Here is a 23,163-nt window from a genome sequence, read left to right as displayed (position 1 = left end):
CGGACGGCGAGGGGCATCAGGGACGGCCGGGGTCCGGCACGCGGGCGACGTCGGCCCCGCCCCCCGCCGACGGGTACCGGTCGAAGGCGGCCAGATCGGCCAGCTGCAGGGTCCGGGCGACGTCGCTCGGGGAGACCACGCCGACGACCCGGCTCCCGTCGAGGACGACCGCGCGGCCGTCGCTGCACCCCTCCATGCGCGGCAGCAGCTCGGTCAGCGGCTCGCCGGGTCGGGCGACCGGGATCTCCGCCGGCGGGCAGGCGACGTCCCGCAGCCGGGTCGTGGCCCGGGCCGCGGGCGGCACCGAGCGCAGCCGGTTGAGCGTCACCAGGCCGACGAGTGCGCCCGAGGGGTCGACGAGCGGATAGGTGCTGAAGCGCCGCACCAGGGCCACCTCGTGCAGGAACCGCTCGACGGTCAGGTCCGGGTCGGCGACCAGCGCGGGGCCGCTCATGACGGCGCCGACGGTCAGCCCACCGAGTCGGCTGGAGACCTGCGCGTGCTGCTCCTCGGCCGTCGCCGCGTTCACCACGAACAGCCCGACCAGCGCGAGCCACAGCCCGCCGAACCCCCGCCCGGTGACCAGCTGCAGGAAGCCCAGGGCGATCAGCGCGAAGCCGAAGAACCGGCCCGCCCGCGCCGCGGTCACCGCCGAGGACCACGCGTCACCGCGGAGCCGCCACAGCAGGGCCCGCAGCAGCCGCCCGCCGTCGAGCGGGGCCGCCGGCACGAGGTTGAAGACGGCGAGCGCCACGTTGATGCCGGCGAGGTAGTCGAGGACGGCCACCGGGAGCCCGTCGGCTCCGGCGAGCCGGGCCAGGACGGCGCCGGCGGCGAGGAGGACCCCGAGGACGAGGCTGGTGAGCGGTCCGACGCCGGCGATGCGGAACTCCGCACCGGGCGTGCGGGCGCCGCTCCGGAGCCGGGCCACCCCGCCCAGCAACCACAGGGTGATGCCCTCCACCTCCACCCCGTTGCGCCGGGCCACCAGCGCGTGCGCCAGCTCGTGGGCCAGCAGCGAGGCGAGGAAGGCCACCGCGGCCGCCACCCCGGCGGCGACGTACGCGGCGGCGCCGCGGCCGGGCAGCACGAGGGGGAACCGGCCGAACGCCAGTCCCCCGGCGATGATCAGCACGATCACCAGGACGCTGGCGTTCACGCCGACGCGGATGCCGGCGATCCGGCCCAGGCTGAACGTCTCGCTCACGTGTCTCCTCCTCGGGGCAGCGCTCCGGCGGGCCGCCGGGTCACCGGGCGGCCCGCTCGACCAGTCGGAGGACCGCCTCGGCGACGACGTCGGGACGGTCGGCCGGGACGAAGTGGCTCGCGTCGTCGACCCAGGTCAGGCGTGCGCCCGGGATGTCCTGCGCCAACCGCTCCCCGTAGCGCGGTTTCATCTGGTGGTCCCGGCGGCCCCACACCACCTCGGTCGGCACCTGCAGGCGCGGCAGGAACGGCGCCACCGTCTGGGTGTAGACGGAGTCGAGGGAGCGCAGGTGCCGGGCGAGCAGGCGTGGTCCCTCCGGCCGGCGCCACGGCTCGAGGAAGCGGTCGAGGAACGGATCCGCGCGATCCTGCTGGGCGAAGAGGGTGCGCAGCCCCGGGCGGAGCGCGGCTGCGAGGACCTCCGCGGGCAGGCGCTCGAGCAGCGGCCAGGCCGCCTTCATCGCGCGGACCATCGGCACCGGCCAGCCGTCGTAGGACACGCCGTCCACGACCCCCAGGCCGGCGACCCGGTCACTCGCGGTGACGGCGAGGATCTGCGCGATGCCCCCGCCGAGGTCGTGCCCCACCACGACGACGCGGTCGAGGCCCAGCGTGTCGAGCAGGTCGAGGAGCAGCGCCGCCTGGGAGGCCAGGTCCACGGGCTGGTCCTCCGGCGCCGGGGAGTCGCCGTAGCCCGGCATGTCCACGGCGAACACCCGCGCGCGCTGCGCCACGACGGGGACGACGTCCCACCACAGGCGGGAGTTGGTCGGGATGCCGTGGACGAGCAGGACCGGCGGCCCGGCGTCCCCCGCCGACCAGACGGCGACGTTGCGTCCGCCCACGTCCACCAGGTCGGTCGTGCCGGCGGGCGGGCCCATGACACGCAGGTGCCCTGCTCATGGCGCGGTGACACGTGGTCGGCCGCCGTGACAGGCTCCGGTGACGATCTCTCGTCCCACCCCACTCCCACGACCAGGAGAATCGATGGCCTTCCGCGGCATGATGGCGCGCCTGGGCTCCGGCGGCGCCGGCGTCGAGACGGTGCTGGACCGGCCGGAGACGACCCCGGGCGGGTCGGTGACCGGCACCGTCCACGTCACCGGCGGCTCGGTCCCCCAGGACGTCACCGCGGTCCGCGTCGCGCTGCAGGCCACCGTCGAGGTGGAGAGCGGCGACAGCTCCTGGCGCGAGGAGGTCACCTTCGGCACGGTCGCCGTCGCCGGGGCCGCCCGGGTCGAGCCCGGCGCGCGGCACGCCCTGCCGTTCAGCCTGCCGGTGCCGTGGCAGTGCCCGGTCACCGCGATCGACGGCTGGCAGCTGCGCGGCATGCGCGTCGGCCTGCGCACCCGGCTGGACATCGCGGGCTCGGTCGACCCCGGCGACCTGGACCCGGTGACCGTGCTGCCGCTGCCGGTGCAGCGCACCGTGCTGCAGGCGCTGGACAGCCTGGGCTTCGCCTTCCGCGGCGCCGACGTGGAGAAGGGCCGCGTCCGCGGCAGCGAGCTGCCCTTCTACCAGGAGGTCGAGTTCACCCCGCCGTACGGGCTGCGCGGCCGGGTCAACGAGCTCGAGGTCACCTTCCTCGCCGACCCGCAGGGCGTGGACGTCGTCCTGGAGGTCGACCGGCGCGGCGGCCTGCTCAGCGAGGGGCGGGACGTCGGCGGCCGGCTGCGGCTGAGCCACACGGACACCGACGTCCGTTCCGTCGCCGCGCACCTGGACGCCGCCGTCCGGCAGCTCGGCGCCCGTCGCGGCTGGTTCTGACCGGCCGCGGTCAGCCGCGGCGGGTGCCCCGCCAGACGGCGGCCACGGGCAGGCCCACCGCGACCGCCGCGGCGAGGAACACGGCGGCCTGCACCGGTCCGGGAGAGCCGGCGGCGGCCACGGCCGCGCCGGTCGCCGCGATCCCGAGAGCGACGCCGACGAGCACCAGCGAGAGGACGGCGCGGTCGGTGCCGGCCTCGGGATCGGCGTCGGCGGCCCGCCGTCCCCGGGCGACGAGCCGCGCCCCCTGCCCGGCCAGCGCCGCCGCCAGCGCCAGCAGGACGACGAGCACGATCCAGTCCACGCGGGCCTCCTCCCCGGACGGGTCCCCGGCGGTACCCGCGGGCGGTGCAGCGACGCCCGGGGGGGCCGGACGTGACCGGATCGTCACCGGGTTGGGGAGGACGCAGGTGGGCAGTCCCGGGGGCGTGGCCCGGTCCGTGCTGATCATCGAGGACGACGACCGCATCCGGCGCGTCGTCTCGATCACCCTCCGCCGGGAGGGGCTGGAGGTGACCGAGGCCGGATCGGGCGAGGAGGGCCTGGCGAGGCTGGCGGAGCGGCCGTACGACATCGTGCTGCTGGACCTGGTGCTGCCCGGCCGCAGCGGCTTGGAGGTGTGCCGGGAGATCCGCCGGGTCTCCACCACGCCGGTGATCATGGTGACCGCCCGCGCGGACAGCTCGGACGTCATCGCGGGCCTGGAGGCCGGTGCCGACGACTACGTCACCAAGCCCTTCGTGGCCGAGGAGCTCTCCGCCCGCATCCGCGCGCTGGCCCGCCGCACCGGGGGCTCGGGACCGCGGCCCCGCATCGTCGTCGGCGACCTGGAGATCGCACCGGCGGACGGCGTGGTGACCCGCGGCGGCGAGGTCGTGCCGCTGACCAGGACCGAGTTCACGCTGCTCCTGGAGCTGGCCACCGAGCGCGGCCGGGTGTTCAGCCGCGAGGAGCTGCTGGAGCGGGTGTGGGGCTACGACTACTTCGGCGACTCCCGGCTGGTCGACGTCCACGTGCGGCGGCTGCGCAAGAAGGTGGAGGCCGACCCGGCCGCCCCGACGGTCGTGACCACGGTGCGCGGCATGGGCTACCGTCTGCCGGAGTGAGCCTGACGGCCGGACGACGCGTCCCGCCCGCGCCGCTCCCCGATCCCCCCGAGGCTCCTCCCCCACGCCGGCGCGGGGCCCGGCAGCCCTCGCTGCGTGGCCGGGCCACGCTGGCGCTGACCGCGGTCGCCGTCGTGCTGACCACCGCCCTCGCCGTCGGCGTGTGGGTGTTCGCCACGCGGTACCTGCTCTACCAGCGGGAAAACGTCACGCTCGGGCAGGCGGTCGCCAACGCCTCGGTCGTCTCGCGCGGGCTGCCGGCCGAGGGCCTGTCGCCGGAACAGCTGCTCTCCCAGCTGCCGCGTGAGACCGGCTCGGTGTCCCTGCTCGTCGACGGCGGGGAGTGGAGCACCACCTCGCTGCGGATCGGCCGGGAGGAGCTGCCCGAGGCGCTGCGCACCGCCGTCGGCGCGGGCACCCCGTCACGGCAGCGGATCGCCGTCGACGGGGAGCCCTACCTGGCCGTGGGGGTACCGCTGGCCGGGCTGGACGACGCCTACTTCGAGGTCTTCCCGCTGCGCGAGCTGGACAGCACCTTCCGGGTGCTCGGGGGTGGTGCTGACGCTGTCGGTGCTGGCCGTCGCACCGGTGTCGGCGGCGGTCGGCTGGTGGGTGACGCGCTCGGCGCTGCGGCCGCTGGACCGCGTCTCGGCAGCCGCGGCCGCCATCGCCGCCGGCGACCTCGGCGCCCGCATCGACCCGCACGGCGACCCCTCGCTGGCGCCCATCGCCGGCTCGTTCAACGCCACGGCCGCCGCCCTCGAGCAGCGGGTGCGCGCCGACGCCCGCTTCGCCTCCGACGTCAGCCACGAGCTGCGCAGCCCGCTCACGACCATGCTCAACGCGGCGGCGCTGGTGGCGGCCCACGCCGACGACCTGCCGCCCGACGGCCGGGAGGCGCTGGCGCTGCTGCGGTCGGAGGTGGGCGACTTCGAGCGGCTGGTCGCCGACCTGCTGGAGATCTCCCGCGCCGACGCCGGGAACACCGACCTGGTGCTCGAGGACGTCCGGCCGGCGGCCCTGGCGCGGCAGGCGCTGGCCCGCCGGGCGGCCGCGGGCGGCGCCGCCGTCGACCTCACCGTGCGCGGGGACGCCGCCGACGCCGTCGTCCGAGCGGACAAGCGCCGCCTGGAGCGGGTGCTGCGCAACCTCATCGACAACGCCGACGGCCACGGCGGCGGCCTGGCGGCGGTCACGGTGGAGCGCTCCGGTCCGTGGGTGTGCCTCGTCGTGGACGACGACGGCCCCGGCGTCCCGGAGACCGAGCGCGCCGTCGTCTTCGAGCGGTTCGCCCGCGGCAGCCGCAGCACCCGGGCCAGCAGCGCCGGCAGTGGTCTGGGTCTGGCGCTGGTCAGCCGGCACGTGCAGCTCATGGGCGGCACGGTGGCGGTGACCGACGCACCGGGCGGTGGGGCGCGGTTCGTCGTCCGGCTGCCCGTCGCCCCCCGCGACGGAGGAGCTGCCGTGAGGCGGGCCGCCCTCGCGCTCGCCGCGGGACTGGGCCTGGCCGGGTGCGGCGTGGGCGCGCAGTCGGAGCCGGAGGAGGTCCGCATCCCGGGTCCGGCGTCGCCCGAGACCGGGGCTCCCGGGGACGCGGCCGGGACCGGGCTGCGGGTCTGGTTCGTGCGCGGCAGCCGTCTGGAGGCGGCCGAGCGTCCGGTCGACCGCCCTGGCATCGACGCCGCCCTGGACGCGCTCGCCGCGGGGCCGACCCGCGGCGAGGTGGTCGACGGGCTGCGGACGGCGCTGTCCCCGCAGAGCCTGACCCCCGACCGCCCGGTGTCCGCCGACGCCGTGGTGGTCGTCGGGGTGTCCCGCGAGTTCACCGAGGTCGCCGGCGGGAACCAGCTGCTCGCGACGGCCCAGGTGGTGTTCACCGTGACCGAGGTGCCCGGGGTGGAGGCGGTGCGCATCACCACGGACGGCTCGCCGATCGAGGTCCCCACCGACGACGGGCTGACCGCGGAGCCGGTGGGCCGGGAGGACTACGCGTCGGTCGCCACGCCGGTGAGCCCACCGCTGCCGTCCGCGCCGTCGCCGCCGCCCGGGGACCCGACCACCGCACCACCGGCCGCCCCGTCCACCCCCGGGCGGCGCCGGCTGCGCTGAGCCCGGCGCGGACATGACGGTTCGGTGACACAACGGGCCGGACGTGAGGTCCACGCGGGTGGGCCGGGCAGGAGACCACGGGGAGCGGGCCGCCCCGGGCCCGCCGGTCGAGAGGAGACCTCATCGTGCGCGCGCCGCGGGTTCCCGCCGTCACCGGGTCCGACGACTCCTCCGAGGCCGGGGTGGTGACCGAGGTGCACGCGCCGCTCCCCGACACCCGATCCGCCGCACTCACGGAGGCCGACCCATGACCGCCCGCTCGCCCCTGCTGCCCGCCGCCCGCACCCGCCTGGCCGCAGCCCTCGCCGGAGGCGTCCTGCTCCTGGCCGGCTGCAGCGCCGACCGGCTGGAGGAGGACGCGCCCGCGGAGGACCCCGGCGTCGAGGTCGACGGCGGCGCGGTCGGCCCGGACGTGCGGGTCAACGACGACGTCGGCCTGCAGCAGGTGCAGCTCGAGTACCCGCTGGACGGTGTCTACGCGGTGGGCGAGGACGCGCGGCTGTTCATGGCGGTCACGAACACCGGTGGGGAGCCGGTGACGCTGACCGACATCAGCGGGCCCGACTTCGGCGGGGTGCGCGTCGAGACGGCCGGGGGGCAGGGGCTGCCGCTCACCGTCGACGCGGACGACAACCTGTACGTGGGGGCCGAGGGGCCGCCGGACGTCACCCTGCTGGACCTGGGTCGGGAGCTGCGCTCCTCGCAGTCCGTCCCCGTCACCTTCACGTTCGCCGAGGCAGGTGAGGTGACGATCGACGTGCCGGTGTCCGCGGAGGGGCAGGACCCGACGCCGCCGTTCGACTTCCCGGACGACGACCCCGACCAGGACCCGACCGAGGACGACGCCATCCCGTCGCCGGCCGGCTGACCTCCGGCGCCGGCCACGATCCCTCGCGCGAGCGCCCGGTCCAGCACACCTGCGCTCGGCCGGGCCGACGGCTCCGCGGTGCCGGGTGACACACCACCGGCCCCGGCGGCGGGCCCCCCAGGAGGAGGGGCAGCGGGGGACCGGCAGCAGCGGGCGCGGGCGTGGCGGTGCAGAGCGGCACCGGCACAAGACGAGAGCGCTGGCCAGCCACTCGCCACCGTCCCCCGGGGCGACGGGCCCCGGGTCGCTTGTGCCGGTCGGTGCACCCTCCTAGCCTCCTGCCCCGGAACCCCGTCACCGGGTACGCCGAGGCCAGGAGGCTGTGATGAAGAAGCTCATCAACGACCCCGCGGACGTCGTCCCCGAGGCGTTGCGCGGCCTGGCCGCGGCCCACCCCGAGCTGCGGGTCGACCACGAGAACCGCGTCGTCCTCCGCGGCGACGGCCCGCGGCAGGGCAAGGTCGGCCTGGTCTCCGGCGGCGGCTCCGGGCACGAGCCGATGCACGCGGGCTTCGTCGGCGTCGGGATGCTCGACGCCGCCTGCGCCGGTGAGGTCTTCACCTCCCCCGTCCCCGACCAGGTGGTGGCGGCGACCCGCGGCGTCGACGGCGGCGCCGGGGTGCTGCACATCGTGAAGAACTACACCGGCGACGTCATGAACTTCGAGATGGCCGCGGAGCTGGTGTCCGCCGAGTCCGACACCGAGGTGGTCGCGGTCGTCACCGACGACGACGTCGCCGTCCAGGACAGCCTCTACACGGCCGGCCGGCGCGGCGTGGGCGTCACCGTCCTCCTCGAGAAGCTCGCCGGCGCTGCGGCCGAGGAGGGCCGGCCGCTGGCCGAGGTCGCCGACATCGCGAAGCGGGTCAACGCCACCGGCCGCAGCATGGGGATGGCGCTGACCTCCTGCACGGTGCCCGCGGCGGGCCGGCCGACGTTCGACCTGCCAGACGACGAGATGGAGATCGGCATCGGCATCCACGGCGAGCCGGGCCGCCGCCGCGTCCCCCTGGCGCCGGCGCGGGAGGTCGCCGAGATGCTCGTCGAGCCGATCCTCACCGACCTGGACATGACCGGCGGCGACGGCGTGATCGCCTTCGTCAACGGCATGGGCGCTACCCCGCTGCTCGAGCTCTACCTCATGTACGCCGAGGTGGTCGCCGTCCTGGAGAAGGCCGGGGTCGGCGTCGCCCGCAACCTGGTCGGCTCGTACATGACCAGCCTGGACATGGCCGGCTGCTCGGTCACCCTGCTCAAGGCCGACGACGAGTTGCTGCGACTGTGGGACGCCCCCGTGCGCACCCCGTCGCTGCGCTGGGGCGCGTGACCGTGGTCGACGCCGGCGCGCTCGCCGCGTGGGTCCGGGAGTTCGCCCGGCTGGTCCACGAGCAGCGGGACACGCTCACCCAGCTCGACTCCGCCATCGGGGACGCCGACCACGGCGCCAACCTCGACCGCGGGATGACCGCCGCGGTCGCCGCCCTCGAGGCCACCCCCTCGGACGACCCCGCCGCCGTCCTCAAGACGGTCGCGACGACGCTGATCAAGACGGTCGGCGGCGCCAGCGGCCCGCTCTACGGCACCTTCTTCCTGCGCGCCTCCGGCGCCCTGGCCGGCGGGGACGGCGCCGCCCTCGCGGCTGCGCTGCGCGCCGGGTACGACGGCGTCGTCGCACGCGGCAAGGCCGAGCGCGGGGACAAGACGATGCTCGACGCGCTCGGCCCGGCGTGCGACGCGCTCGACGAGGCGCTGGCCGCCGGGAAGGCGCTGGACGAGGCCCTGGGCGCCGCCGCCGAGGCGGCCGCGCAGGGGCGGGACGCGACCGAGCCGCTGGTCGCCCGCAAGGGGCGGGCGAGCTACCTCGGCGAGCGCAGCGCCGGCCACGTGGACCCGGGCGCGGCCTCGGCGACCCTGCTGCTCGAGGCCGCCGCGACCGCGCTCGCCGGCCGGGGCTGACCGGTGCCGGTCGGACTGGTGGTCGTGTCGCACAGCCGCGCCCTCGCCGACGCCGCGGTCGAGCTGGCCCGCGGCATGCTGCCCGGCCGGGAGCTCGCCGTCGGGGTGGCGGCCGGGGACGTCGACGGCGGCCTCGGCACCGACGCGACGGCGATCGCCGACGCCATCGCCGCGGTCGACAGCGGGGACGGCGTCGTCGTCCTCATGGACCTGGGCAGCGCCGTGCTCTCCGCCGAGACCGCCCTGGAGCTGGTGGACGACGACGTCCGAGAGCGGGTGGTCCTCTCCCCCGCGCCCCTGGTCGAGGGCCTCGTCGGCGCCGCGGTCACCGCGGCCGCGGGCGCCGACCGGGACCGGGTCGCCGCCGAGGCGCTGCGCGGCCTGGCTCCGAAGCAGGCCCACCTCGGCGGCTGACCGGGCGCTGTCGGACCCGGCTGCCACCATGGCGCCGTGCTGTTCGCCGACGTCGTCGCCGCCTCGGCCGAGGTGGCGGCCACCCGCTCGCGCACGGCCAAGGCCACGGCCATCGCCGACCTGCTGGGCCGTGCCGGCGGGAACGAGGTGCGGCCGGTCACCGCGTGGCTGGCCGGCGACACCCTGCAGGGTCGGCTCGGGGTCGGCTGGCGGACCCTCACCCGCCTCGCGCACGGCCCGGCCGCGTCGCCGCGGCTCACCGTCTCCGACGTCGACCGCGCGCTGACCGAGCTCGCCGGCACGACCGGAACCGGGTCGGCGGCTCGGCGGGAGGCGCTCGTCGAGCAGCTCTTCACCGGCGCCACCGCCGACGAACAACGCTTCCTCGTCCGGCTGCTGACCGGCGACCTGCGGCAGGGTGCGCTGGAGGGCGTCGTCCTCGACGCGATCGGCACCGCGGCCGGCGTCCCGGCCGCCACGGTGCGCCGGGCGTTCATGCTCTCCGGCAGCCTGCCCGAGACCGCGGCCACGGCCCTCGACGGCGGGACGACGGCGCTGGAGTCCGTGCACCTGGCGGTCGGCCGCCCGGTCCGGCCGATGCTGGCCAGCCCCGGGTCCTCGCTGGACGCCGTGCTGGCCGACCTCGGCGCCGACGTCACCGTCGAGCACAAGCTGGACGGTGCCCGCATCCAGGTGCACCGCGACGGCGACGTCGTCCGGGTCTGGACCCGCACGCTGCGCGAGGTGACCGACGGCGTGCCCGAGCTGGTCGCGCAGGTCCGGTCGCTGCCGTGCCGCACCGCCGTGCTCGACGGGGAGACCCTCGCCCTGGACGACGACGGCCGGCCGCGGGCCTTCCAGGACACGATGAGCCGCTTCGGCAGCGACGTCCCCGACCCCGCCGTCGTCCTCAGCCCGTTCTTCTTCGACCTGCTGCACCTGGACGGCCGCGACCTGCTCGACGAGCCGCTGGCCGTCCGCCTCGACGCGCTGGTGGAGCTGCTGGCCGGCGAGGAGCACGCCGCGCTGCGGATGCCCGGCGTCCGCCGGCCCACCCCGGAGCGGGCGGCCGAGGTGCTGGACGGCGCGCTCACCGCCGGCCACGAGGGCGTGGTGGTCAAGGCGCTCGACGCGTCCTACGCCGCCGGCCGCCGCGGCAGGGCGTGGCAGAAGGTCAAGCCGGTGCACACCCTCGACCTGGTCGTGCTCGGCGCGGAGTGGGGGTACGGGCGGCGCTCGGGGAAGCTGTCCAACATCCACCTCGGCGCCCGCGACCCCGACGGCGGCGGGCCGGTGATGGTCGGCAAGACCTTCAAGGGGATGACCGACGAGCTGCTGGACTGGCAGACGGCCAGGTTCCCCGACCTCGCCCGCGAGCAGCACGAGTGGGGCGTGCTGCTGGAGCCGGAGCTGGTCGTCGAGGTCGCCCTGGACGGCGCCCAGCGCAGCCCGCGCTACCCCGGCGGCGTCGCGCTGCGCTTCGCCCGGGTGCTGCGTTACCGGCCGGACAGGTCCCCGGCTGACGCCGACACGCTCGATGCCGTGCGCGCACTGCTCGCCGGCGGCTGACCGGCGTCCTCAGCCGCCCTGGCGCGCCGGGGCAGCCTCAGGCCGGGACCGCTGGGGCGTCCCAGTCGACGGAGTGGGCCCGCATCCAGGCCTGCGGGTCCCGGCGCCGCAGCACGAACGGCATGACCAGGTCGCGGGCGACCCGGCCGACGGCGGGCGGCGACTTGGCGCTGCTGGTGCGGAAGCCCTGGGCGACGACCCGCTCCGCCCGCGCCCGGCGCAGACCCTCGAACGCCTGAAGGGCCGCGGGGAGCGGCAGGTCGCGCAGGCAGCGGGCCAGGACGACGGCGTCCTCGACGGCGAGCGAGGACCCCTGGCCGGCGGCGGGCGAGGTGGCGTGCGCGGCGTCCCCGACCAGCACCATGCGCCCGGCGGACCACCGGCGCACGGTCGGGACGTCGTACGTCGTCCACCCGCGCAGCGGACCCGGCGTGGCCTCGACCAGGGCCAGGATCGGCGACCGGTCACCGCGGTGCAGGTCGGACAGCCGGGCCCGCCACTCCGCGTCCGTGGTGCCCGCCACCTCACCGGCCGGCGGCTCGCGGTCCAGCGGCGGGTTGGCGAACCACCAGGTCCCCCCGGACGGCGGCACGAGGTACCCGGCGAACCCGCGCCGGCCGAACACCATCGTCAGCCGGCCGACCTCGGCCCCGGGTGGGACGTGCTCGGAGTACCCGGCGGTGTTGAGCACCGGGACGAAGCGGGGCGCCGCCGCCCCCGGGTCGACCAGCGACCGGACGGTCGACCGGACGCCGTCGGCCCCGATCAGCAGGTCCGCCGACTCGGTGGTGCCGTTGGCGAAGACCGCCGTCACGTCGGAGGCGGTGCAGCGGGCGTCGACCAGGCGGGAGCCGTAGCGGAACCGCACGCCACGGCGCAGGGCCTCGGCGTGCAGCGCCCGGTAGAGGTCCGAGCGGCGCATCGACAGGCCGGAGCTCCCGCCGGGGCCGGCGGTGGAGAGTGCGCCCAGCACCGTGCCGGTCCAGCTGCGGAACTCGATGACCGGCGTCGGGAAGCCCACGTCGGCGACCGCGTGCTCCGCGTCGATCGCCCGGAGCGCGTCCAGCCCGTTGACCTGCAGACCCAGCCACGCCCCGACGTCGCCCGCGGGGCCGGCGTGCGCCTCGTGCACGGTGGCCTCGATGCCGGCCTTCTGCAGGGCCATCGCCACCACCGGTCCGGCGACCCCGCCGCCGACGACGATCGCTCGGGTCATGCCGGCACCTCCCCGTCGTCCGTCCCGCCCTGGCATCTCCCCACAGGCCGGCGCCGGACGCCACCCCTGCGCGCCCGGCGGAGCTACCGGGCGGACAGCGCACCGGCCCCTGCCGGCCAGCTCACCGACCCCGCGACCGCGCCGAGGACGGCGACGGCGCACAGCAGCCCCACGCAGGCGCCCCACCCGACGACCTCGAACAGCGGCGCCGGGACGACCGCGCCGACGCCCCCACCCGCGTAGTAGCAGGTCAGGTACAGCCCCACCGCGCTCGACCGTGCCGCGCCCCCGCTCGACGCCGCCTGCGCCGTGGCGCAGGCCTGAGCGGCGAACACGCCGGTGCAGGCCCCCGCCAGCCCGGCGACGACGGCGGCGGTCGCCGGCACGAGCGTCAGCGCCAGCCCGGCCAGCACGGCCCCCGTGGCGAGGACGAGCACCACCCGGCGGCCGACCCGCGACACCAGCCGCCCGGTCAGCGGCGTGACGACGACGGCGACGAGGAACACCGCGAACACCGCGCCGACCTGCGCCGTGCCCAGCCCGAACGGCGGCCCGGCCAGGTGCAGCCCCGCGTAGGTGAAGGCACCGACCTGCACGAACAGCACCGACGCGCCGACCGCGCAGGTGCCCAGCAGCGGCCCGTTGCGCAGCTGTCCCCCGATGCCGCGCACCCCGCCGAGCAGGCCGGAGGTGGGCAAGAAGCGGCGTTCCCGCGGCAGCCAGGCCGCGACCGCGCCCAGCACGAGCAGCAGGACCAGCGCCAGTGCGACGAACGACGCCCGCCAGCCGAGCGCGTCGGCCACCGCCCCCGCCAGGAACCGGCCGAGGAAGCCGCCGAAGGCCGTCCCGGAGACGTACAGGCCGTTGACCGCGGCCACACGGGGACCGGTGACCTCCTCGGCCACGTAGGCGACCGCGACCGCGAACACGAACGGGATCGCCAGGCCCTGCGCCGCGCGGGCTGCCAGCAGCGCGGTGAGGCCGGGCGCGGCCGCGCAGGCGAGCGTCGCCAGCGCCGTCGCGGTGATGGCCGCCAGCATCACCCGCTTGCGGCCCAGCCGGTCCGACACCGCCCCCGCCAGCGGTGCGGCCACCGCCACGCCGAAAGCGGTGGCGCTCACGGTCCAGGCGGCGCCGGTCGCGGAGACACCGAGGTCGGCGGCCAGCTCGGGCAGCAGCGGCTGCGTCGAGTAGGTGGTGAGCAGCGCGGACAGGCCGAGCAGGAACACCGCGGCCAGGCTGCCGACCGCCGTCCCCCGCGCCACGGCCCCACCGCACCACACCGGGGCGGGGACGCCAGGGCCGGGTCCGGCCGGTCCCGGCGGTCGTCGGGAGGACGGCCACGGCAGCCGGTGGGCCGGGTGCGACTCGCCTAGCGTCGACGCATGGCGATCATCTACCGGGCCACGCTGCGACCGTCGAAGCTCGAGCTGGTGGCGAGCTGGGCGCCCGGCCGCCCGTGGGGTGCCGCGGCCGCGGGCGCCGAGCTCGAGCAGGTCGCCGCCTACCGCTTCGACGACCCGGCCGGCGAGGTCGGCACCGAGACCTTCGTGCTGCGCGCCGGCGACACCCTGCTGCACGTGCCGCTCACCTACCGCGGCGCGCCCGCCCCGGAGCAGGAGGAGCGCCTCCTGGGGACGACGGAGCACTCGGTGCTCGGCCGGCGCTGGGTCTACGACGCCTGCGCCGACCCGGTGTACGTCGCCGCGCTGGCCGCCGCGGTGCTCGGCGGCGCGCCCCAGGCCGAGGAGTACGTCGACGTCGACGGGCGGCAGGAGCGCCGCGACCCCACCGCCCGCGTGACCGGCAGCGGCGGGGCCGCGGACGTCGGGCCGCTGGGCACGCCCACCCCCACCGACGGCGCCGACGCGACGACCGTCCGCGCCGGGGACCTGGAGCTGGTCGTGCGGCGGGTCCTGGCGCCGGGCGCGCCGGTGGACGGCGGCGCCACGCTCACCGGCACCTGGGCCGGCCAGGCCGACGCGGTCGTGCTGGCGACCGCGCAGCAGATCGTCTGACACCGCGGCCCCGTCCCGGGTCCCGCCCTGAGCCTGCGAACGGTGGGAGGACGGGGTCCTTGCTCTGAGCGCTACGCCCCGGCGACCCGCGGGGCGACCTCCGTGCCCAGCAGCTCGATGCCGCGCAGCAGGTCGTCGTGCGCCAGGCGCGGGTTCGTCATCTGGATCGCGACCCGGTCGACCCCGCCGAGCTGGTCGGAGACCCGCACCAGCTTGTCCACCACGGTGTCCGGGTCGCCCATGAAGAAGGCGCCGTCGGGTCCGCTGGTCGCGTCGAACTGCGCCCGCGTCGGCTGGGCGAAGCCGCGCTCACGGGAGACCTTGGCGAACATCTCGTGCCAGCCGGGGTAGATGGTGTCGGCGGCGGCCCGGGTGCTCTCGGCGACGTAGCCGAAGACGTGCAGCCCCACCTGCAGCCGCTGGGGGGCGTGACCGGCCTGCGCCCCGGCCCGGCGGTACAGGTCCACGAGCGGCGCGAACTGCCGCGGCTCCCCGCCGATGATGGCGACCATCAGCGGGAGGCCGAGCAGCCCGGCGCGGACGAAGGACTCCGGTGTCCCGCCGACGCCGACCCAGATTGGCAGCGGGTCCTGCAGCGGCCGCGGGTAGACGCCCTGCCCGGTGAGCGCGGGGCGGTGCCGACCGGACCAGGTCACCTCCTCCGACTCGCGCAGCCGCAGCAGCAGGTCGAGCTTCTCCTCGAACAGCTCGTCGTAGTCGGCCAGCGACAGCCCGAACAGCGGGAACGCCTCGATGAACGAGCCCCGGCCCACCACCAGGTCGACGCGGCCCCGTGAGACGAGGTCCAGCGTGGCGAACTGCTGGAAGACGCGGACCGGGTCGGCGGCGCTGAGCACGGTGACCGCGCTGCCCAGCCGGATCCGCGAGGTGCGCGCGGCCGCGGCGCCCAGGATCACCGGCGGGGCCGAGTCGTAGTACTCCGGGCGGTGGTGCTCACCGATCCCGAAGGAGTACAGCCCCACCTCGTCGGCGAGGGCGATCTCCTCGAGCAGGTGCGCCATCCGCTCCTCCGGACCGACCAGGCGCTCGGTCGCGGGATCGGTCACCGCTGCGACGAAACTGTCGACGCCGACGTGCACGGCTGTCCTCCTCGGGGAGTGGTGCCGCCACCCGGCGACGGTCCAGTGTTCAACCAGTCAACCAGGGTCCCGGCGGCGGCCCTCGGCCGCCGGCGCGTTGCACGTGCGACGCGCGGGAGGATGGTTGCGCTCCTCCCCCATCCCTCTCCATGCTGGCGCGGTCCGGCACGAGCCGCCCCCGACCAGCGTCCCGACCTCTAGCCGCACGTGGCGACCGGGGAGTGCGGAGCCGGACCCCTGGCGGGACCGGACGCGGCCCGGGCCCGCCTCCCCGGGACGGCGTCGTCCTCGACCGACCGGTCGCTGCCCGGCGACCTGAGCGTCCGTGCCCCCCGCCCCCGTCCCGGGAGTGATTGCATGAACCCCAGCCGCCCCGCCGGAACCGAGACCGTGGAGGGCGCCGTCCCCGGGGACGGTGCCTTCTCGCACCGGCAGGTGCTGACCGTCCTGGCCGGGTTGATGGCCGCCATGTTCTTGGCCGCGCTCGACCAGACGATCGTGGCGACAGCCGTCCGCACCATCGCCGACGACCTCGACGGCTTCTCGCTGCAGGCCTGGGCGACGACGGCCTTCCTGATCACCTCGACGATCTCGACCCCGCTCTACGGCAAGCTCTCCGACCTCTACGGGCGGCGGCCGCTCTACCTGTTCGCGATCTCGGTGTTCATCGGCGGCTCGGTGTGCTGCGGCGTCGCCGACTCGATGTACCAGCTGGCGGCCGCCCGGGCGGTGCAGGGGGTCGGCGCCGGCGGGCTGATGTCGCTGGCCCTGGCGATCATCGGCGACATGGTCCCGCCCCGGGAGCGCTCGCGCTACCAGGGCTACACCATGGCCGTCTGGGGCAGCTCGAGCGTGCTGGGCCCGGTCCTCGGCGGCCTTCTGGCCGGCCAGGAGTCCCTGTTCGGCGTCGACGGGTGGCGCTGGATCTTCCTGGTCAACGTCCCGCTGGGCGCGGTGGCGTTCACCATTGTCTTCCGCGTCCTGCACCTGCCCCACGAGCGGCGCGACCACCGCATCGACTGGCCGGGCGCGCTGGCGCTGACCACCTGCGCGGTACCGCTGCTCGTCGTCGCCGAGCAGGGCCGCGGATGGGGCTGGACCTCGCCGGCGGCGCTGGTCTGCTACGCGCTCGGCGCCGCCGGCCTGGGCGCGTTCGTGCTCGCCGAACGGGCCTACGGTGACGACGCGCTGCTCCCGCTGCGGTTGTTCGGGAACCGCACCTTCGTCGTCACCGCCCTGGGCAGCATCGTGCTGGGCGCGGGGATGCTGGGCGGCCTGCTGCTGATCCCCCAGTACCTGCAGATCGTGCACGGCTCGAGTCCCACGGTCGCCGGCCTGCAGATGCTCCCCCTGGTCGCCGGGATCATGGCCGGGGCGGGGAGCTCGGGCGTCGCGATCTCCAAGACGGGCCGCTACCGGCAGTTCCCGCTGCTCGGTGTGGGACTGATGGCCACGGCGCTGTTCGGCTTCTCCAGGGTCGCCGGTGCCGACACGCCCTACGGGTTGCTGGTGCCGTTCCTGGCGATGTTCGGCGTGGGCGTCGGCTTCACGTTCCAGCCGGTCGTCGTGGCGGTGCAGAGCGCCGTGCGCCCCTGGGAGATCGGGGTGGCCACCTCCTCGGTGGCCTTCTTCCGCCAGACGGGCGCCACCGTGGGCACTGCAGCGTTCCTCTCCCTGCTGTTCGCCCGGCTGCCCGGCGAGGTCGACGGCGCGGTGCAGGACGCCGTCCGCGCCGACCCCGGGCTGGCGCCCCGGCTCCAGCCGCTCGACGGGGTCGGCTCCGACCTCTCCGACAGCTCCTTCGTCCAGCAGCTCCCCGACGCGGTCGCCGAGCCCTTCCGGGCCGGCTTCGCCGGGTCCGTGGACCTGGTGCTGCTCGTCGTCGCCGGCGTGGTGGCCGTGGGCGCCGCCGTCTTCCTGTTCCTGCCGCAGCTGACGCTGTCGACCGAGTCCGGCATCCAGGCCCGCCGGAGCGCGGCCCGGGCCGCCGGCTCCCTGCCCACGACGGCCCCCGCTGCTCCCACCCCCACCCGCCAGGGCACCCGGGGCCGGCCACGCGTCCTCCCCGGCCTCCCGGCGCGCCGGGACGTGACCCGTGCGGCGACGGTCGCCCCCCGCCGGGGACCGAGCCGGGAACTGGTCTTGGCCGGCGCGGCCGCGCTCGGGCTCCTGCTGGGCCTCGGCGGGGTGGCGCTGGGCTCCCGCCCCGCGGCCACCGGGGAGGGGCCGCCGGCCTCCGGGCTCCCCGACGGGGCGCTGCCGGCCGCCCCCCTCCCCGGCTCGGTCCCCGGCGGGGGTCTGGCGGCTCCGGACGGCGGGACGCAGGAGGAGACGCCGTCACCGCAGGCGCCGTCGCGACGCCCGGCCACGGCGCCGGGCACTCCCACGACGACCGCGTCCCCGACCTCCGGCGGCGCCGTCAGGTCCTCCGCCCCGGTCGGCACGAGCAGCGGTCCGGTGAGCTCCGGCACGAGCGCGGCCGCGCCCGGCGGCGAGGCCACGAGCGCGGGTTCGGCGAACTCCGGGACGACGAGCTCCGGCACGACGAGCTCCGGCACGACGAGCTCCGGCACGACGAGCTCCGGCACGACGAGCTCCGGCACGACGAGCTCCGGCACGACGAGCTCCGGCACGACGAGCTCGGGCACGACGAGCTCCGGCACGACGAGCTCCGGGACCTCCGCAGCGACTCCCTCCGGCGCGACGGCCACGTCCACGCCGACACCCAGCCCCACACCGACACCCAGCCCCACACCGACACCCAGCCCCACACCGACACCCAGCCCCACACCGACACCCAGCCCCACACCGACACCCAGCCCCACACCGACACCCAGCCCCACACCGACACCCAGCCCCACACCGACACCCAGCCCCACACCGACCGAGCAGCCGACCGCAACGGCCACCGCAACCGCGACGCCCACCGCAACAGCGACGCCCACCGAGACTCCCGAGCCGACGGCGACCACGGACCCCACCGAGACCACGGACCCCACCGAGACCACGGACCCCACCGAGACCACGGACCCCACCGAGACCACGGACCCCACCGAGACCACGGACCCCACCGAGACGGAGACGCCCGCAGGGACCGCCACGGCCACGCCCTGAACGGCCGCACTCGCGTTCGTGGGGGTGGGACCCCGGAAGGGGAGCCCGCCGTCCAGTGCCGTGATCTTGGCTTGCCCACGAACACGTCCCGCAGCCCGTGCGCGGCGGTGTGCGCGCTGGCCTGAGCCCCGCATCCAACGGCGCCCCCAGCTAGGGCGTGTCCTCCGGATCATGTGCGCCGCCCACCATGTCCCTGGAGGCGGCTCGAGGGGCACCGGACCGAGCCGATGGAGTCGGCCCACTCCTCGTTCCGGCGCGGCCCGCTGCAGCGCCTCGGCGATGTCGAGCTGATCACCGCCGACTACGTGTCCTGGTACAGCCAGCGGCGCCTCGTGCACCGCCTCGGCCGCGTCCCACCCACCGAGGCCGAGGCGACCTGCTTCGATCGAGCCGTGCCCTGCCAACCGGCAGGCTCACAGGAACCTCAGGGTGCGTGAAACCGGGACGCTCCAGCTCGGACGACGCTGAGCCGCACGGACCGATGAGTGCCGAGGCCGGCGGAGGTCTCCACCCGCGGAAAGCAGCCGAGCAGACGGAGCGAGCAGATGACACGGACCCGCATACACAACCTCTCCATGTCGCTGGACGGATTCGCCACCGGTGTGGGCCAGGCACCCGACGCCCCCTTCGGCCACGCCGGCCATCGGCTGCACGAGTGGATGATCGCCACCCGCTTCGGCGCCCCGATCGTGGGACGCGAGGGCGGCACCGCCGGCGTCGACAACGCCTTCGCCCAGCAGCACGAGCCGGGCATCGGCGCCGAGATCATGGGGGCGGGCAAGTTCGGCCCCCCGGGCTGGCAGGACGACGCCGACTGGAGAGGGTGGTGGGGCCCGAACCCGCCGTTCCACACGCCGACCTTCGTGCTCACCCACCGGCCGCGGTCGCCGATCGAGATGGCCGGCGGGACGACGTTCCACTTCCTCGACGCCTCGCCGGCCGAGGCCCTCGACGTCGCGCGCGAGGCGGCAGCCGGCCAGGACGTGCGCATCGGCGGCGGCCCGACCGTCGCCCGCGACTTCATCGCGGCGGGGCTCGTCGACCACGTCCACCTGGTCCAGGTGCCGATCGTGCTCGGCCGCGGAGTGCGGCTGTGGGACGGCCTCGAAGCTCTGGAGGCGGACTACGACATCGAGGCGGTCTCGACACCCAGCGGCGTCACCCACCTCACGTTCACCAGGTCGTGACGGCGCGGATCACTCTGCCTGTCGGGAGCCGATGACGGCTCGGACGGTTCCAGTCAGGTCGGGATCCCGCCAAGGCGTGGATGGACGCGCACGGGCGGCGGCGGGCGTCACCCCTGCGCGTAGCGCGAGTAGGTGACACCGCCGCGGCAGCCCCGGCACTCGACGAGCCGCAGCCGGCCCTCCGCGGCGCTGTGGGGGAACAGCCGCCGGCCGCGGCCCTGGACGACGGGGTCGGTGGACAACCGGTACTCGTCGACCAGCCCGGCGCCGATCAGCGCGTGGCACAGGGTGATGCTGCCGGTGACGACGATGTCCGCGCCGGGCTGCTCCTCGAGCCCACGCACCCGCTCGACCGGGTCGCCGCCCAGCACGGTGGTGTGCTGCCAGCCGGGCTCGGTGAGCGTCGAGGAGACGACGTGCTTCTGCACCCGGTCCAGGTAGGCGCTGATGCCGGTCGGGTCGTCGGTCCGCCCCGGCCAGTAGCTGCGGAAGTCCTCGAAGGTCCGCCGGCCGAGGAGGGCGTCGGCGCGCTCGTCCTGGCGGTGGATCTCCTCGACCAGGTCGGAGTCGTCCACCCCCGTCTGCCCCTGCGGCTCGAACCAGTCGCCGAGCATCTCCACCGCACCGTCGACGGTCGTGTTCTGGGTGATCGCGAGCGTGCGCACCGTGCCTCCCGGGGTCGGTTCCGTCGCAGTACCGATCCCGGTGACCCCCGGTGGTTGCGCGCGTGTGGACGCATCCGCACCCGCCGATGCGTCCACACGCGCGCAACGGCGGCGCCTGGACTCGACGCCCGGTCAGGGGCGCCAGGCCGGCCGGTAGTCGGGGTGCGCGGCGTGGGGCAGCGCGAGCAGCGCCAGGGTGAGCGCGGCCAGCTGGTGCTGGTCGGTGGGCGGGAGCGGGAAGTCCAGGCCCGCCAGGCGGGCACCGAGCAGCCGCAGGTCCGGGCGCACGTCCCGGCAGGCGAGCACGAGCCGCCGCTTGGCGGCGCACTCGGCGAGCACCCGCGCCGGGTCGTGGTGCGCGACGTGGTCGGCGGCGCCCGGCGGCACGGTCACGCCGCCGTCCCACTCCTGCTGGCCGGTCGCCTGGGCGGCCTCGGCCGCCAGCCGCTGGTCCTCGGCGATGCGGGCCAGCAGGAAGCCGTCGAGATCGGGTTCGAGGTCCGGTTCGAGGCCGGGCTGGGCGTCCATGCCGGCATCCTGCGCCGCCGGCGAGCGCGCCGGTACGGGGTGCGGGCCCGGCGCGGTCCTACGGTGGACGGGCCATGCGGAACGGAACTGGATCGCTCGACCTGCTCGTCGCCGAGGAGCTCTCCGTGGGGCACGGCAGCGCCCCCGTGTGCGCGCCGGTGGACCTCCGCCTCGCCGCCGGCCGGGCCGTGGCCGTCGTCGGCCCGAACGGCTCGGGCAAGTCCACGCTGCTGCGCACGCTGGTCGGCCTGCTGGAGCCGCTCGCCGGCACCGTCGCCTTCGCCGGCGCACCGGTCGACGAGCGGTCGGCGGCCTTCCGCCGCGACGTCGCCGCCGTGCTGGACGACGACGCCTTCTTCGTCTCGCTGACCGGCCGCGAGCACCTGCTGCTCACCGCACGCGGGCACGGGGTGGCCGCGGCCGAGGAGGTGGTGGACGCCGAGGTCGAGGCCTTCGGGCTGGGCGACCGGGCCGACGCGCTGCCCTCGGCGCTCTCCTCCGGCCAGCGGCGGCGGCTGGCGCTCGCGGCCGCCTTCGTCCGAACCGCCCGGCTGCTGGTCCTCGACGAGCCCGAGCGCCGGCTCGACGCCGGCATGCGGGCCCGGCTGGCGGCCCGACTGGTATCGCTGCGGGACGCCGGCACCGCCGTGCTGTTCGCCAGCCACGACGCCGACGTGGTCGCGACGGTCGCCGACGAGGTCCTCGTGGTGGACGACGACGCCTGCCGGCTGCTGGACCCGGTCGAGGCCGCCGGCCGGATCGCGGAGCTCTGAGCCGTGACCGCCAGCACCACGGTCGCCCCGCTCGACGGCGCGGCGGTGCGCCGGCTGACCCGCCGCGCGACGGCGGCCCGGGCGCGGACCACGCTCGGCGAGCGGATCTCCGAGGCGTGGGGGCGGGCTCGTCTCGGCCGGGATCGGCGTGGCCGTCGCCGGCGGCAGCCTCGCGTCGCTGCGCGAGCGCATCGCGCTGGCGGACGCGCCGGTCACCGGGACGACGCTGCCCGCCTCCCTCACCTCCGCCGCGCTGGCGCTGCTGGCGCTGGCCGGCGTGGTCGTCGTCCTGGCCCGGCTGGGGCCGGTGAGCGCGACGCCGGCGGCCGCGGCGTGGTGGCTGCCGCTGCCCGCCGACCGCCGCGGCCTGCTCCGCGGCGAGCTGGTGCGGCTGACCGCGGCCGGGGTGACCGTCGCGGTGCTGCTGGCGCTGCCGCTGGTGTTCGGCGCCGCCGCCGCGCCGACCGCGGCCTCGGTGCTGGGCGGCCTGGGCTCGGCGGTCGCGCTGGCCGTCGTCGCGGTCGGCGGGACGGCGCTGCTGCAGACCCGGCGCCGCGGCCGGGGTGTCGCCGGGCTCGCTGGTACGGTCGCGGGCGCGGCGGCCGTCGTCCCCGCGGTCGCCGGCACCCTCGCCGCCGCGGGCGGGACGTCGGTCGGCGTCCCGGCCGCCGGGACGCTCCCGGGCTGGGTCCTCGCGGTCGCGGCGGTCGCGGCCGGGGCCCTGCTCGTGCAGGCCGACCGGGGCCTGGGCCGGCTGGACGCCGCCCGGCTGCTCGCCGGCGGGGCGACGGCCCGCTACGCCGGCGGCTCGCTGCTGTCGATGGACACGCGACAGCTGGGCCGTGCGCTGGCCGGCCGGGACCGGCCGCCCCGCCGCAGCCGCCGCTTCCGCCGGGTGCGGCGCCCCTGGCAGGCGGTGGTGGCCACCGACCTCGCCGTCCTCGCGCGCGGGCGGTGGCAGCTGGGCCAGCTCGCCGTCGCCGCCGCCGTCCCGGTGGTCGTCGCCCGCACCGAGGGACTGGGCGCGCTGCCACCGGCGGTCTGGGCCGGCTGCCTGCTCGGCTGGGGGCTGGCCGCGACGGCGGCCGGGCGGGCCGCCCGGGAGGCGCACGGCGCGCCGGAGCTCGACCGGCTGTTCGCGCTGTCGGCCGCCGCCGTGGTGCGCAGCCGCGGCGTCGTCCCGCTGGGCGTGGCGGTGCTGGTGTGCACCCTCAGCGGGCTGCTGGTCGGCGTCGGCACGGGGGCGGCGGGCACCTGGGCGCTGCTCGGGCTGGCGGCTGCCCCGGCCTGGGCGGCCGCCTCGCTGCGCGGGGCGCTGCGCCCGGACCCGGACTGGTCCGGGCCGGTCGTCTCCACCCCGATGGGCGTGCTGCCGGCCGGGGTCGGCGCCACCCTCGTGCAGGGGGTGGACGTCGGCGTGGCCGGCAGCCTGCCGCTGCTCGCCGCACTGGTGACCGGCGGCCCGACCCCGCTGCTCGTCGCCGTCCAGGCGGCGTGGGCGCTGCTGCTGGCCACCGCCGTGCTGGTGCAGCTCGGCCGGCGACGCTCGCAGGAGAGCTGACCCGCC

The 23,163-nt window shown here is 76.7% G+C and carries 22 protein-coding genes and 1 pseudogene; 15 read left to right on the top strand and 8 right to left on the bottom strand.

The window, feature by feature from the left end:
• Window positions 1-16: 16 nt before the first annotated feature.
• A complete protein-coding gene (locus GOBS_RS11525; RefSeq protein ID WP_012948466.1) occupies window positions 17-1,207 on the bottom strand; it encodes a site-2 protease family protein in 1,191 nt (396 codons plus the stop codon).
• Between the two features lie 40 nt (window positions 1,208-1,247).
• Window positions 1,248-2,087: an alpha/beta fold hydrolase gene (locus GOBS_RS11520; RefSeq protein WP_012948465.1), complete on the bottom strand. Its 840-nt coding sequence runs from the start codon at window positions 2,085-2,087 to the stop codon at window positions 1,248-1,250.
• A gap of 106 nt (window positions 2,088-2,193) precedes the next feature.
• Here GOBS_RS11520 and GOBS_RS11515 point away from each other — a divergent pair, with 106 nt between their 5' ends.
• Window positions 2,194-2,973 carry a sporulation protein gene (locus tag GOBS_RS11515; RefSeq protein WP_012948464.1) on the top strand — a complete coding sequence of 260 codons (780 nt, stop codon included), beginning with the start codon at window positions 2,194-2,196 and terminating at the stop codon, window positions 2,971-2,973.
• A gap of 10 nt (window positions 2,974-2,983) precedes the next feature.
• On the opposite strand, the gene GOBS_RS11510 is transcribed toward GOBS_RS11515, so the two are convergent.
• Window positions 2,984-3,277 carry a hypothetical protein gene (locus GOBS_RS11510; protein ID WP_012948463.1) on the bottom strand — a complete coding sequence of 98 codons (294 nt, stop codon included), beginning with the start codon at window positions 3,275-3,277 and terminating at the stop codon, window positions 2,984-2,986.
• A 106-nt stretch (window positions 3,278-3,383) separates the two neighbouring features.
• On the opposite strand from GOBS_RS11510, the gene GOBS_RS11505 reads away from it, so the two are divergent.
• The 8 genes from GOBS_RS11505 (at window position 3,384) to GOBS_RS11475 (ending at window position 10,995) form a co-directional block, all read left to right on the top strand.
• Window positions 3,384-4,079 (top strand): response regulator transcription factor, encoded by a 696-nt coding sequence (locus GOBS_RS11505; RefSeq protein ID WP_012948462.1) that lies wholly within the window; start codon window positions 3,384-3,386, stop codon window positions 4,077-4,079.
• A gap of 552 nt (window positions 4,080-4,631) precedes the next feature.
• A complete protein-coding gene (locus GOBS_RS25410) occupies window positions 4,632-6,188 on the top strand; it encodes an ATP-binding protein (protein ID WP_049788230.1) in 1,557 nt (518 codons plus the stop codon).
• A gap of 125 nt (window positions 6,189-6,313) precedes the next feature.
• Window positions 6,314-6,439: a hypothetical protein gene (locus tag GOBS_RS29330; protein ID WP_012948461.1), complete on the top strand. Its 126-nt coding sequence runs from the start codon at window positions 6,314-6,316 to the stop codon at window positions 6,437-6,439.
• Window positions 6,436-7,056, top strand: coding sequence for a copper chaperone PCu(A)C domain-containing protein (locus GOBS_RS11495; protein WP_012948460.1), 621 nt, complete (start codon window positions 6,436-6,438; stop codon window positions 7,054-7,056). The genes GOBS_RS29330 and GOBS_RS11495 overlap by 4 nt, the downstream gene beginning before the upstream one ends.
• Window positions 7,057-7,381: 325 nt before the next feature.
• Window positions 7,382-8,383, top strand: coding sequence for a dihydroxyacetone kinase subunit DhaK (dhaK, locus tag GOBS_RS11490; RefSeq protein WP_012948459.1), 1,002 nt, complete (start codon window positions 7,382-7,384; stop codon window positions 8,381-8,383).
• A complete protein-coding gene (gene dhaL, locus GOBS_RS11485; protein WP_012948458.1) occupies window positions 8,380-9,012 on the top strand; it encodes a dihydroxyacetone kinase subunit DhaL in 633 nt (210 codons plus the stop codon). Before dhaK ends, dhaL begins: the two co-directional genes overlap by 4 nt.
• Window positions 9,013-9,015: 3 nt before the next feature.
• On the top strand, window positions 9,016-9,426 hold the full coding sequence (gene dhaM, locus GOBS_RS11480) for a dihydroxyacetone kinase phosphoryl donor subunit DhaM (RefSeq protein WP_012948457.1): 411 nt from the start codon (window positions 9,016-9,018) through the stop codon (window positions 9,424-9,426).
• Between the two features lie 36 nt (window positions 9,427-9,462).
• Entirely contained in the window at window positions 9,463-10,995 is a 1,533-nt protein-coding gene (locus GOBS_RS11475) for an ATP-dependent DNA ligase (protein WP_012948456.1), read from the top strand.
• A 37-nt stretch (window positions 10,996-11,032) separates the two neighbouring features.
• On the opposite strand, the gene GOBS_RS11470 is transcribed toward GOBS_RS11475, so the two are convergent.
• On the bottom strand, window positions 11,033-12,211 hold the full coding sequence (locus tag GOBS_RS11470) for an FAD-dependent oxidoreductase (RefSeq protein ID WP_012948455.1): 1,179 nt from the start codon (window positions 12,209-12,211) through the stop codon (window positions 11,033-11,035).
• Between the two features lie 83 nt (window positions 12,212-12,294).
• On the bottom strand, window positions 12,295-13,476 hold the full coding sequence (locus GOBS_RS11465; protein ID WP_012948454.1) for an MFS transporter: 1,182 nt from the start codon (window positions 13,474-13,476) through the stop codon (window positions 12,295-12,297).
• A 120-nt stretch (window positions 13,477-13,596) separates the two neighbouring features.
• Here GOBS_RS11465 and GOBS_RS11460 point away from each other — a divergent pair, with 120 nt between their 5' ends.
• The gene (locus tag GOBS_RS11460) at window positions 13,597-14,229 is read left to right on the top strand and encodes a CG0192-related protein (protein ID WP_012948453.1); all 633 of its coding nucleotides are present in this window, start codon (window positions 13,597-13,599) and stop codon (window positions 14,227-14,229) included.
• Window positions 14,230-14,300: 71 nt separating this feature from the next.
• Here the strand turns inward: GOBS_RS11460 and GOBS_RS11455 are convergent, their stop codons facing one another.
• On the bottom strand, window positions 14,301-15,329 hold the full coding sequence (locus GOBS_RS11455) for an Atu2307/SP_0267 family LLM class monooxygenase (protein WP_012948452.1): 1,029 nt from the start codon (window positions 15,327-15,329) through the stop codon (window positions 14,301-14,303).
• Between the two features lie 357 nt (window positions 15,330-15,686).
• Here GOBS_RS11455 and GOBS_RS29325 point away from each other — a divergent pair, with 357 nt between their 5' ends.
• The 3 genes and pseudogenes from GOBS_RS29325 (at window position 15,687) to GOBS_RS11435 (ending at window position 19,630) form a co-directional block, all read left to right on the top strand.
• Window positions 15,687-18,443 (top strand): MDR family MFS transporter, encoded by a 2,757-nt coding sequence (locus GOBS_RS29325; RefSeq protein ID WP_012948451.1) that lies wholly within the window; start codon window positions 15,687-15,689, stop codon window positions 18,441-18,443.
• A gap of 236 nt (window positions 18,444-18,679) precedes the next feature.
• Window positions 18,680-18,880 (top strand): annotated as a pseudogene (locus GOBS_RS28785) (IS3-like element ISMysp3 family transposase); the annotation flags it as partial.
• A gap of 108 nt (window positions 18,881-18,988) precedes the next feature.
• On the top strand, window positions 18,989-19,630 hold the full coding sequence (locus GOBS_RS11435; protein WP_012948449.1) for a dihydrofolate reductase family protein: 642 nt from the start codon (window positions 18,989-18,991) through the stop codon (window positions 19,628-19,630).
• Between the two features lie 107 nt (window positions 19,631-19,737).
• Here GOBS_RS11435 and GOBS_RS11430 read toward each other — a convergent pair whose 3' ends face one another.
• Entirely contained in the window at window positions 19,738-20,295 is a 558-nt protein-coding gene (locus GOBS_RS11430; RefSeq protein ID WP_012948448.1) for a dihydrofolate reductase family protein, read from the bottom strand.
• A gap of 132 nt (window positions 20,296-20,427) precedes the next feature.
• Window positions 20,428-20,823, bottom strand: a complete 396-nt coding sequence (locus tag GOBS_RS11425) for a DUF6221 family protein (protein WP_012948447.1) — start codon at window positions 20,821-20,823, stop codon at window positions 20,428-20,430.
• Window positions 20,824-20,897: 74 nt separating this feature from the next.
• On the opposite strand from GOBS_RS11425, the gene GOBS_RS11420 reads away from it, so the two are divergent.
• The gene (locus GOBS_RS11420; protein WP_012948446.1) at window positions 20,898-21,596 is read left to right on the top strand and encodes an ABC transporter ATP-binding protein; all 699 of its coding nucleotides are present in this window, start codon (window positions 20,898-20,900) and stop codon (window positions 21,594-21,596) included.
• A gap of 148 nt (window positions 21,597-21,744) precedes the next feature.
• On the top strand, window positions 21,745-23,157 hold the full coding sequence (locus tag GOBS_RS11415; RefSeq protein ID WP_012948445.1) for a DUF6297 family protein: 1,413 nt from the start codon (window positions 21,745-21,747) through the stop codon (window positions 23,155-23,157).
• The last annotated feature ends 6 nt before the right edge of the window (window positions 23,158-23,163 follow it).

This window comes from Geodermatophilus obscurus DSM 43160, from assembly GCF_000025345.1.
GTDB classification, from domain to species: domain Bacteria; phylum Actinomycetota; class Actinomycetes; order Mycobacteriales; family Geodermatophilaceae; genus Geodermatophilus; species Geodermatophilus obscurus.
This window is presented reverse-complemented; position numbering and strand designations above follow the sequence as displayed.

Bases quoted from the DNA above. Each gene is read 5' to 3' on its own strand.
- GOBS_RS11520 (WP_012948465.1), bottom strand. From the start codon at position 2,087: ATGGGCCCGCCCGCCGGCACGACCGACCTGGTGGACGTGGGCGGACGC.
- GOBS_RS11515 (WP_012948464.1), top strand. From the start codon at position 2,194: ATGGCCTTCCGCGGCATGATGGCGCGCCTGGGCTCCGGCGGCGCCGGC.
- GOBS_RS11495 (WP_012948460.1), top strand. From the start codon at position 6,436: ATGACCGCCCGCTCGCCCCTGCTGCCCGCCGCCCGCACCCGCCTGGCC.
- dhaK (WP_012948459.1), top strand. From the start codon at position 7,382: ATGAAGAAGCTCATCAACGACCCCGCGGACGTCGTCCCCGAGGCGTTG.
- GOBS_RS11470 (WP_012948455.1), bottom strand. From the start codon at position 12,211: ATGACCCGAGCGATCGTCGTCGGCGGCGGGGTCGCCGGACCGGTGGTG.
- GOBS_RS11460 (WP_012948453.1), top strand. From the start codon at position 13,597: ATGGCGATCATCTACCGGGCCACGCTGCGACCGTCGAAGCTCGAGCTG.
- GOBS_RS29325 (WP_012948451.1), top strand. From the start codon at position 15,687: ATGAACCCCAGCCGCCCCGCCGGAACCGAGACCGTGGAGGGCGCCGTC.
- GOBS_RS11435 (WP_012948449.1), top strand. From the start codon at position 18,989: ATGACACGGACCCGCATACACAACCTCTCCATGTCGCTGGACGGATTC.
- GOBS_RS11425 (WP_012948447.1), bottom strand. From the start codon at position 20,823: ATGGACGCCCAGCCCGGCCTCGAACCGGACCTCGAACCCGATCTCGAC.
- GOBS_RS11420 (WP_012948446.1), top strand. From the start codon at position 20,898: ATGCGGAACGGAACTGGATCGCTCGACCTGCTCGTCGCCGAGGAGCTC.